Source organism: Staphylococcus sp. GDY8P119P (assembly GCF_017892075.1).
Taxonomy (GTDB): Bacteria; Bacillota; Bacilli; order Staphylococcales; family Staphylococcaceae; genus Staphylococcus; species Staphylococcus ureilyticus.
In genome coordinates this window covers 1-10938 of record NZ_JAESKJ010000026.1, presented here as the reverse complement: position 1 = coordinate 10938, position 10938 = coordinate 1, and the positions used below count along the sequence as shown (strand labels likewise).

General features: G+C 31.8%; 12 protein-coding genes and 1 pseudogene. 12 read left to right on the top strand and 1 reads right to left on the bottom strand.

The window, feature by feature from the left end:
• The first annotated feature begins 128 nt into the window (after positions 1–128).
• The 3 genes from KA830_RS13485 (at position 129) to KA830_RS13475 (ending at position 1374) form a co-directional block, all read left to right on the top strand.
• Entirely contained in the window at positions 129–746 is a 618-nt protein-coding gene (locus tag KA830_RS13485; RefSeq protein WP_096811259.1) for a CadD family cadmium resistance transporter, read from the top strand.
• Positions 747–764: 18 nt separating this feature from the next.
• Positions 765–1112, top strand: a complete 348-nt coding sequence (locus KA830_RS13480) for an ArsR/SmtB family transcription factor (RefSeq protein ID WP_002452612.1) — start codon at positions 765–767, stop codon at positions 1110–1112.
• A 166-nt stretch (positions 1113–1278) separates the two neighbouring features.
• Positions 1279–1374, top strand: a complete 96-nt coding sequence (locus KA830_RS13475; protein WP_000493114.1) for a type I toxin-antitoxin system Fst family toxin — start codon at positions 1279–1281, stop codon at positions 1372–1374.
• A 157-nt stretch (positions 1375–1531) separates the two neighbouring features.
• On the opposite strand, the gene KA830_RS13470 is transcribed toward KA830_RS13475, so the two are convergent.
• Positions 1532–1804: a hypothetical protein gene (locus KA830_RS13470; RefSeq protein ID WP_057493112.1), complete on the bottom strand. Its 273-nt coding sequence runs from the start codon at positions 1802–1804 to the stop codon at positions 1532–1534.
• 146 nt (positions 1805–1950) lie between these two features.
• On the opposite strand from KA830_RS13470, the gene KA830_RS13465 reads away from it, so the two are divergent.
• The 9 genes and pseudogenes from KA830_RS13465 to KA830_RS13420 all read left to right on the top strand — a co-directional run.
• Positions 1951–3801 carry a heavy metal translocating P-type ATPase gene (locus KA830_RS13465; protein ID WP_210123101.1) on the top strand — a complete coding sequence of 617 codons (1851 nt, stop codon included), beginning with the start codon at positions 1951–1953 and terminating at the stop codon, positions 3799–3801.
• A gap of 63 nt (positions 3802–3864) precedes the next feature.
• Positions 3865–4101, top strand: a complete 237-nt coding sequence (locus KA830_RS13460; protein ID WP_011867729.1) for a heavy-metal-associated domain-containing protein — start codon at positions 3865–3867, stop codon at positions 4099–4101.
• 1 nt (position 4102) lies between these two features.
• Positions 4103–4654: a Dps family protein gene (locus KA830_RS13455; protein WP_210134309.1), complete on the top strand. Its 552-nt coding sequence runs from the start codon at positions 4103–4105 to the stop codon at positions 4652–4654.
• Between the two features lie 16 nt (positions 4655–4670).
• On the top strand, positions 4671–5363 hold the full coding sequence (locus KA830_RS13450; protein WP_011867731.1) for a Crp/Fnr family transcriptional regulator: 693 nt from the start codon (positions 4671–4673) through the stop codon (positions 5361–5363).
• Between the two features lie 98 nt (positions 5364–5461).
• Positions 5462–6217 (top strand): annotated as a pseudogene (locus tag KA830_RS13775) (ISL3 family transposase).
• Positions 6218–6729: 512 nt separating this feature from the next.
• Complete coding sequence (locus tag KA830_RS13435) at positions 6730–6951, top strand: helix-turn-helix domain-containing protein (RefSeq protein ID WP_011867734.1); 222 nt, start codon at positions 6730–6732, stop codon at positions 6949–6951.
• 149 nt (positions 6952–7100) lie between these two features.
• Entirely contained in the window at positions 7101–7712 is a 612-nt protein-coding gene (locus tag KA830_RS13430) for a recombinase family protein (protein WP_096811265.1), read from the top strand.
• A gap of 365 nt (positions 7713–8077) precedes the next feature.
• The gene (locus tag KA830_RS13425) at positions 8078–9853 is read left to right on the top strand and encodes an oleate hydratase (protein ID WP_210134308.1); all 1776 of its coding nucleotides are present in this window, start codon (positions 8078–8080) and stop codon (positions 9851–9853) included.
• Between the two features lie 71 nt (positions 9854–9924).
• A partial coding sequence (locus KA830_RS13420; RefSeq protein WP_210134307.1) for a 2,3-butanediol dehydrogenase occupies positions 9925–10938 on the top strand: 1014 nt, incomplete at its 3' end.

The window sequence follows — 10938 nt, the reverse complement described above, 5'->3', positions numbered from 1 at the left end:
GACAAGTTTTGGGATTGTTAAGGGTTCCGAGGCTCAACGTCAATAAAGCAATTGGAATAAAGCACCTATGATTATTTAAAAATATTAGTTATAATACATTCAAAAATATTTTTGAATGAGGTGTATGTATGATTCAAACGGTTGTCACTGCTGCTGTTCTTTATATTGCTACAGCAGTTGATTTATTAGTAATTTTATTAATATTTTTTGCTAGAGCAAAGACTAGAAAAGAATATAGAGATATTTATATTGGTCAATATGTAGGATCTGTGACATTGATTGTCGTAAGTTTATTCTTTGCCTTTGTCTTAAATTATGTTCCTGAAAAATGGATATTAGGATTATTAGGGTTAATACCGATTTATTTAGGAATTAAAGTAGCTATTTATGATGATTGTGAAGGAGAAAAGAGAGCTAAAAAAGAATTGAATGAAAAAGGATTGTCTAAATTAGTTGGTACGGTTGCAATTGTTACGATAGCAAGTTGTGGTGCTGATAATATTGGTTTATTTGTTCCGTATTTTGTGACATTAAGTGTTACTGATTTATTAATTACTTTGTTTGTCTTTTTAATTTTAATTTTCTTCTTGGTATTTACTGCACAAAAATTAGCTAATATTCCAGGAGTTGGAGAAATTGTTGAGAAATTTAGTCGTTGGATTATAGCTGTTATTTACATAGCTTTAGGTTTATTTATTATTATTGAAAATGACACTATTGGAACAATTTTAGGATTTATATTTTAATTTAGGGTGTGATTTTATATGAGCTATGAAAATGCTTGTGATGTGATCTGTGTACATGAGGATAAAGTTAACAATGCTTTAAGTTTTTTAGAAGATGATAAATCTAAGAAATTACTTAACATTTTAGAAAAAATTTGTGATGAGAAAAAATTGAAAATCATATTATCTTTGATTAAAGAAGATGAGTTGTGTGTTTGTGATATTTCTTTGATATTGAAAATGAGTATTGCTTCAACTTCACATCATTTAAGACTTTTATATAAAAATGAGGTGCTTGATTTTTATAAAGATGGAAAGATGGCATATTATTTTATTAAAGACGATGAAATAAGAGAGTTTTTTTCTAAAAATCAGAAGGGTTTTTGAAACGAGTGAAACGAGTTTCTTCTTGTCTTGATACTATAAAAATAAGCAAAGATATAACATAAAATGACTTATCGGAAGTCATCTGTAACTCAATTATTAGAAATGATATAATACAAAGGTTGTCGTTCACTTCTGTGCTGTATTTAGCATGGAAGGAGGTGACATCATGTTCAGTACACTATTTGTAACTATTATAGCTCCTATCATAGTAGGAGTTATACTCACGTTATTTTCTCATTGGCTGAATAATCGTGAAAAGTAATTTAGCGGCGACATATAGCTAATACACCAAAAGAGCCCGATAACTATTCGCAGTAGTTATCGGGCTCGGTGTTTATCATGTTAGTACACTATTTGTTAATTAAATTATAACACTGGCTGGTAGAGGAATGCAAAACCATGTATTCAGACTAATCACACTAAAGTAAATTTCTAAATACTTCGTATTGTTCGCTATAAAGAGGATCATTTCTTAAAGAATTTTCGAAATGAATTCCTTTTAACTTTAGTAATTTTAATAAATCCTTATTATTTTTAACTAATTCATAGTTATTATAATAAGTGTTTATTTGATTTTCATTAATTCCATAAATATATGGGTTATAAGGCAAGACATTTTCATAGAGATTTTCAAATATATCTTTTTCTCTCGATATATAATTAAATTTTTCTGTTTCATGAGTCCGGGACATAAAGTTTCTGGACTCTTTTTATATATCTATCTGTTTAAGCCTAAATATTATTCGCTATATTTATTAGATAAGATTGATATGGGTCAAGTTTATATTTCTTAAAAACGAATACACTATGATTAAACTAAAGTGTAGGAGAGGTTTATATGCAACAGACTATTTTGAAACATAAAAATCATATTACTGTTATTAGTGGTTTACTTATTATTATAGGTTTTATTGCACATTTTATCTTTAGCAATATGGTTATCTTTAATAGTGCTTTTATAATTGCTTCTATATTGGGTGTTATACCAATCGCAATACAGGCTTATCAGGCTATGAAAGTAAAAGTAGTGAGTATTGATGTTTTAGTAACTATAGCGGTTATTGGTGCTTTCTTTATTCAAAATTACGAAGAGTCAGCTATTGTTACTTTCTTATTTTTATTTGGATCATATTTAGAACAGCGTACACTTAAGCAAACACGGTCTGCTATTAAAGAGTTGACGGAAATGGCTCCAGAGACTGCTTTTAAGCAATTGTACGACGGACAATTTGAAGAAGTAGATATTGATGAAGTAGAGGAAGGAGATATGCTCATAGTAAAAACTGGGGCTAAGATTCCAGTAGATGGTAGGGTAACTACTGGAAAAGGACATGTAAATGAGGCTAATATCACCGGTGAATCTTTACCTCTAAAGAAAGAGAAAGGTGATGAAGTATTTGCCGGTACCATTATGGATAATGGGACTATTCAAATAGTTGCTGATAGAATTGGGGAAGATTCTACATTTGGTCGAATTATTGAGTTAGTAGAAGAAGCACAAGATTCTAAATCGGAAGCTGAACGATTTATTGACCAGTTCTCTCGTTGGTATACACCTGTAGTACTTATTATTGGGCTATTAGTTTGGGTATTAACTAAAGATACAGCACTTGCAGTTACTGTATTAGTACTTGGTTGCCCAGGGGCCTTGGTCATTGGTGTACCTGTTTCAAATGTCGCGGGTATAGGAAATGGTGCAAAGAATGGTATTTTGTTTAAAGGTTCTGAAGTGATTAGTCATTTTGCGAATGTAGATACAGTCCTATTTGATAAAACAGGTACCTTAACTGAAGGAAAGCCTGAAGTTAGCGAATTCGTTTACTATGGAAATAATCAAGAGGAGGATTTATCTTTATTATACTCGATTGAAAGGGAATCTGACCATCCCTTAGCTGTCGCTATTACAAATAAATTAGCGCAATATAAACTAAGACCTGTAGAGAGTACACAGGTTATAAAAGGTGGGGGTATAATTGCTCACGTTGACGGACACATTGTTGCAGTAGGGAATAAAACCTTAATGGAACAAGAAAGTATTCCACTATCTAATGATGTTCTTAAAGAATTAGATAAATTAGAAAGAGCCGGTAGTTCAATTGTATTAACGGCAGTTGATCGTCAGTTAATCATTTTAATGGAAATCCGTGACCAAGTTCGACCAAGCGTTAAACAAGACCTACAAAAATTAAAATCACTTGGTGTTAAAAATCTCATTGTATTATCAGGGGATAATCAAGGTACAGTTAATTTAGTTAAAAAGGAGCTAGGATTAACCGAGGCCCATGGCGATATGCTACCAGAGGACAAGCAAGCATTTTTAAAAGAAAGACAGTCTACTGGTGAAATTGTTGCTTTTATTGGTGATGGTGTGAATGATAGCCCTTCTCTAGCTATTGCAGAAGTAGGGATAGCTATGGGAAATGGGACAGATGTGGCTATTGAAAGTTCAGATATTGTTCTAATGAATTCCAATTTTAATCGTCTCCCCCATGCTTTAGGTTTAGCTAAAGGGACATACGCGAATATGCAACAAAATATTCTCATTGCTGTTGGTGTGGTGATAATATTATTGGGTAGTTTAATATTTAGTGAGTGGATGTCTATGTCAATTGGTATGTTAGTTCATGAGGCAAGTATTTTGGTCGTTATTTTAAATGCAATGAGATTAAGAAGTTATCAATTAAGATAATTGATCCATGTCAATTATTTTTAAAAAAATACCTTATATAATTTATTTAAAGGAGTGATAGATATGACTAAAGCAACATTAAAATTAGAAACATTAACTTGTCCATCATGTTTACAAAAAATTGAAAGTGGTTTAAAACAGACTGCTGGTGTAGAAAAAGATTCTGTAAAAGTGCTGTTCAATGCAAGTAAGGTAAAAGTGGATTTTGATGAAGAACAAGTCAATTTGAATACAATTGAAAAAGCTATTGAAAACTTAGGATATTCCGTTATTAGTTCAAAAGTAAAGGAAGGTGTATAAAATGACAATAGTAAATGAAAGACAAGAAAAATTAGCTGCTGAACAAGCCTATAAAGAACACATTCATCATACTAAGATTAATGCAGCAGCTGTTACAGATCATGTACTGGCTAATATTCATACCTTACATGTAAAATTACACCAATATCATTGGTATGTAAAAGGCACAAATTTTTATTCATTGCATGAGGTATTTGAAAAACTATATAATGAAAATGAAACATGGTTTGATAAAATTGCAGAACGTTTACTAGCTTCAGGATTTAAGCCAGCATCAACAACTACCGAATTCCAAAAATTTACAACGATTTCTGAAGATCTGTCTGAAAAATATTATTCTGCTGAAGAAATGGTCTTACAGTTAGTAGAGGATTTTAGATCTAACCGTGAATTTACCATTCGTGCAATGCGTTTAGCCCAAGAAGAAGCAGATGATGCGTTAGAGGATTTACTAATTAGTTATAAAGATTATTTAGATGTAAATATTTGGCAACTTCAAGCCTTTGTTAACAAGGATGCGCTAGAAGACGATGACTATATAGATAATGATTAATTAGGAGGAAAGTTGTATGGCACACCATCATCACCATAGTCATGTAGATTGTATACGTTTAGTTCCGATTTTTAACCACCTAAATGAAGAACAAATGAGTTTAATTGCACAATCAGCGCATGAAGTACATTATGAAAAGAATGCGTTGTTATTTGGAAGTGGTGATAAAGATGACACACTATATATCGTAAATAATGGGCGTGTACGTATTTATAACTTAAATGAATCCGGTCGTGAACAAACTGTACGCATACTAAATCCTGGTGATTTTATGGGAGAAGTGGCTATTTTTCAAACTGAAAGTTACCATTCTAATTATGCTGAAGCAATATCAGAAGTAAGTATATGTAGAATTCATAAAAAGGATATGAATGACTATTTAGATGCTTACCCAGAAATTATGAGAAGAATCCTATCAGACGTTACGAAACGTTTACAGGTATCAGAAAAGCAAACGATGCAGGTTGGTATGGAGCAAGTAGAGTCTCGTATTATTGATTTTCTATCAGAATACGTTGAGAATGAAGAAAATCATACTTATGTGACCTTACCAATGTCAAAGAAGGATCTAGCTTCTTATTTGGGTACAACTCCTGAAACAATAAGTCGAAAGTTTTCAGCATTGGAAGAAAAAGGTTTAATTAAACAACATACGCATAAATATATTGAGATATTTGATTTAGATGAATTATTATTTTCATCAAGTTAAAGTGCCGAAAAAACCGTAAGAGGATAATACTCTCACGGTTTTTTGGGTATACAAAAAGGCCATGAAATCCTAAAATAAAGTAAATTACCACAATATACTTGAAAGCAGGAAACATTATAGAGGATCGAAAACAGCAGTCGTTAATTCGGTATTTCCATCGCTATTCTAAAGAAGCACGAGCTGCAGTAAAGACGATTTCAATGAACTTATATTCTCCATATATAAGTGTTGTTAAGGCTTTTTTCCCTAATGCAAAAATTGTTATTGATCGTTTTCATATCGTACAATTACTAAATAATACAATTAACTCAATGTGGATTGCAGTCATGAATGAAATCAAAAAAAGTCGCCCTACAGATTATCGAAAACTAAAAAATCAATAGAGATTGATATTAAAAAATGCTGATTATCTCGATTTTTCAAACTATTATTATCATCGCCTATACCATGAAAAGATGACTGAGCAACGTATGGTAGATTATTTATTAAGTCTTTCTCCGAAATTACAACAAGCTTACCAAGTGATGAATGACCTTAAATTTGCGACAGAAACTAGAGACTACAGTTACTTATTAGCCACTTTACAAGATTTAAAGAAAGTCAGATTAAATAAAAAGGTAAGAAAAACGATTAATACACTGGAAAGATTCTTACCATATGTCGAAAATGCTTTAATTTATCGTGTTTCTAACGGTCCTACCGAAGGTATGAATAACAAGATTAAGTTAATCAAACGTACAGGATATGGCTACGCAAGCTTTAGAAATTTCAGAGCCAGAATTCTATTACAATTTAAACTGATCTTTAAACCATCTAATCCACTACCTGCGACTTTCCAACCAGTTGCAGCTTAAATATTAGACGATGACACTTGTTAGCTTTCATTATTAATTATCCAACTCTTGATCCGACTTTCTCGCCTAAGGGCGAGAAAAGGGTCATGCTTATCTTGAAAATAAACATGGCCTTTCAGTTATTAAAAATTTCATTTAAATCTTAACTGTGATTATTTACTTTTGGTCCCCAACACTATTTGACACAGAACCTTTCTAATTAATTATCATTTACGGTTTTAATTTCAACAATATCAGATAAAATTTGTATTCTATCTTCTTGCGTTAATACATTCATTATCTATCCCACCTTTAATAAAATCCCCCTATAACGGCCTTATAAAAATATTATTATATTAAAAAATAAAATAATATTTTATTACTATTTTATATACTTATAAACCTTTAAATTTTACAATGTAAAATTTAAGTTTGGTCAGCTTGCTGGTGAATATTCCCAATTCCTTTAGGATTTTTTCTAAAGAAAAAATAGAGACTTAATAAAATTTGGATCAATTATAAGAGAACATAGAATGAATTTATCTTTAAAAAAAGATACAAGGAGTTATTTCTTAGATGATCGAGTAAGACAAGGATTAATAGAATATGAAGATCTATCTGTAAAGACTTTAACTAATATTGAAAATGGATATAATTTACCTAGTTTATCAACTTTGAAAATATTATCAACTGCTCTAGAAATTGACTTCTTTCAACTATTAGCAGAGGTGTATGACTATATTCCAAGGCAATGAAATGTGATTATACTCAATTATATTTCATTGCCTTTCTATTTTTTTGATTTCATTTGTTTTTGAATGAAGGGATCATAAAGATAAAAGCTATTAATGGACTCTACTTTATCGTATAGAAAATAAATATATTAATTGCGAGGTGGAAATCAATGATTGTTGGCTATGCGAGAGTATCTTCGATAGATCAAAATTTAGAAAGACAGTTGGAAAATTTAAAAACGTTTGGCGTAGAGAAAATCTTTACAGAAAAACAGTCTGGGAAATCTATAGAAAACAGACCCGTACTTCAAGAAGTTCTTAATTTTGTAAGAATGGGAGATCGATTTATTGTGGAGTCTATTGATCGTTTAGGACGTAACTATGATGAAATTATTGAAACTGTGAATTATTTAAAAGAAAAAGACGTTCAGTTAATGATTACCAGCTTACCTATGATGAATGAAGTGATTGGCAATCCATTATTAGATAAATTTATGAAAGATCTAATCATTCAAATATTAGCAATGGTTTCAGAACAAGAAAGAAATGAAAGTAAACGTCGACAAGCACAAGGGATTCAAGTCGCGAAAGACAAAGGAATATATAAAGGACGGCCTTTACTCTATTCGCCGAACGCGAAAGACCCTCAGAAACGTGTTATTTATCATCGCGTGGTGGAAATGTTAGAAGAAGGGCGAGCAATTAGTAAAATTGCGAAAGAAGTTAATATTACAAGACAAACAGTTTATAGAATTAAACATGATAAGGGATTATCTTGGTAAATGGATTGTCAATGCAACTGAGCGTTTCTCACAGCATTCTAAAACGCATATTAACCTTCGTTTCATAAATTGCTACATCAAAACCAGAGAAAGTAATTTGAAAAGTGGTTTGTCTTCCTTATGTTGCCCCATCAACTATTATGAATTTTTTGAAACTCATCGTTACTTCTCCTTAGTATAATCCTGAAAACCACAATATACTCTTATGTTAACAAATTACAATAAAAACCTAAAAAAGCAAAAAATCATAAAAGTAAAATAGTAAATTTTATCATTTTTTGTATTTTAATCCTCAGAGGCGTATATTAAAAGTATAAAGAATTGGAATATTGAGAAATTATACTTATTAAAAGGGTGATGTTCTTATGTATTATACTAATAGTAATTATGAAGCTTTTGCGCGTCCGAAAAAACCAGAAAACGTTGATAAAAAATCAGCATATTTGATTGGATCAGGTTTAGCCTCACTAGCAGCAGCATGTTTTTTAATTCGTGATGGTCAAATGAAAGGTGAAAATATCCATATTTTAGAAGAATTAAACATCTCAGGGGGAAGTTTAGACGGTATTAATATGGAACATCATGGATTTGTTGTACGTGGTGGTAGAGAAATGGAAAATCATTTTGAATGCTTATGGGATTTATTTAGAAGTATTCCATCATTAGAACAACCTGATGCATCCGTGTTAGACGAATTTTATTGGTTGAATAAGGAAGATCCTAACTATTCTAAATGCAGAGCCATTTATAGTGGCGGTAAACGCATTGATACTGATGGCGATTTTACATTGTCTAAAAAAGCTATTAAAGAAATTTTAAGTTTATGTATGAAAAAAGAAGAAGATTTAGAAGATGTTAAAATTTCCGAAGTTTTCACTGAAGATTTTTTAAATTCTAATTTTTGGTTATATTGGAAAACAATGTTTGCTTTCGAACCTTGGCATTCAGCAATGGAAATGCGTCGATATCTTATGCGTTTTGTTCACCATATTGGCGGTTTGGCAGATTTTAGTGCTTTAAAATTCACTAAATATAACCAATATGAGTCTTTAGTATTGCCAATGGTAGAATATCTTAAGTCACATGGCGTGCATTTTGAATATGGTGTTCAAGTTGACAATATATTGGTCGATTCAACATCATCTACGAAAATTGCACGAGAGATTCTTGTAAACAAAAATGGTAAAACAGAATCTATACCTTTAACATTAGATGATCTTGTTTTTGTAACGAACGGTAGTATTACAGAAAGTTCAACTTATGGGGATAATGACCATCCTGCTCCACCAACGAAAGCATTAGGAGGTAGTTGGGCATTATGGAAAAATTTAGCTAATCAAAGTCCGGAATTTGGAAGACCTGAAAAATTCTGTGATCACATTCCAGATAAAAGTTGGCTCGTATCTGCAACAACAACAACTAATAATAAAAAAGTAATTTCTTATATTGAAAAATTAAGTAAACGTGATGTGTTATCTGGACGTACCGTTACTGGGGGTATTGTAACGGTAGCAGATTCAAGTTGGCAACTTAGTTTTACAGTCAATCGTCAACAACAATTTAAAGAGCAACCTAAAGATCAAGTAAGTGTATGGATATATGCATTATACTCTGATGTTAAAGGAGATTTCATTAAAAAACCAATCACTGAGTGTACAGGTAGTGAAATCTGTCAAGAGTGGTTATATCATATGGGAGTGCCACAAGATGAGTTAGTTGAATTAGCACAAACAGAATGCAATACAATCCCTGTTTATATGCCTTATGTGACAGCGTACTTTATGCCGAGAGCATACAAAGATCGTCCATTGGTTGTTCCTAATGGTTCTAAAAACTTAGCCTTTATAGGTAACTTTGCTGAAACAGAACGTGATACAGTATTCACAACTGAATATTCTGTACGTACGGCTATGGAAGCTGTATATCAATTATTAGAGGTAGACAGAGGGGTGCCTGAAGTGTATGCTTCTGAATTTGATGTACGTGTACTTATGGATGCTTATTATCAATTAAACGATCGTAAATCATTACCTGAATTAGTTAATAAGAACTTTCTTAAACGTTCAGTTCTAAAAAAAGGGATGGAAAAAATACATGGCACATTCATTGAAGAATTATTACGCAAACATAAGTTATTATAAAAGTGGTTCTGTTGCAAAGTAACTTTTAAAAGGTATACTATTAAACTAACTAAAACAAGGAGGTTTTATCAATGAAAGCAGCAGTTTGGTATGGTCAAAAGGATGTACGAGTTGAAGATCGAAAATCTAAAGAGTTACAAGATAATGAGGTTCAAGTTAAAGTGTCTTGGGCTGGCATTTGTGGGACAGATTTACATGAATACTTAGAAGGCCCTATATTTATTTCAACAGACAAACCTGACCCGTTCCTTGGCCAAAAAGCGCCCGTTACATTAGGCCACGAATTTGCAGGTGTAGTAGATGATATTGGTTCTAAGGTTACAAAATTTAATAAAGGCGATCGTGTTGTCATTAATCCTACAGTTTCAAATCGTGAAAAAGAAGAAAATATTGATCTTTATGATGGTTATTCATTTATAGGCTTAGGTTCTGATGGTGGATTTGCAGAATTTACAAACGCCCCAGAAGAGAATGTTTATAAATTACCAGATAATGTTTCTGATAAAGAAGGCGCCCTTGTAGAACCGACGGCTGTTGCAGTTCAAGCAATTAAAGAAGGCGAAGTTCTATTTGGCGATACTGTTGCTATTTTTGGTGCAGGTCCAATCGGTTTATTAACAGTCATAGCAGCTAAAGCTGCAGGTGCAAGTAAGATATTTGTTTTTGATTTATCAGAAGAAAGATTGAATAAAGCTAAAGCGATTGGTGCTACTCATACTATAAATTCCGGTGAATCAGATCCAAGTGATGTTATTAATAAACATACAGATAATGGAGTTGATGTAGCATTTGAAGTAGCTGGTGTAGCACCAACACTTAAATCTGCTATAGACGTTACTAAAGCAAGAGGTACTGTCGTTATAGTGTCTATATTTGGTCATCCTATTGAATGGAATCCAATGCAATTAACGAATACAGGTGTAAAACTTACTTCCACGATTGCTTATACACCTACTACATTTCAACAAACAATAGATTTAATTAATGAAGGTAATTTAAAAGTTAAAGATGTTATTACTGATGAGATAGAGCTAGATAATATTGTGGAGTCAGGATTTGAACAACTTGTAAACGATAAATCACAA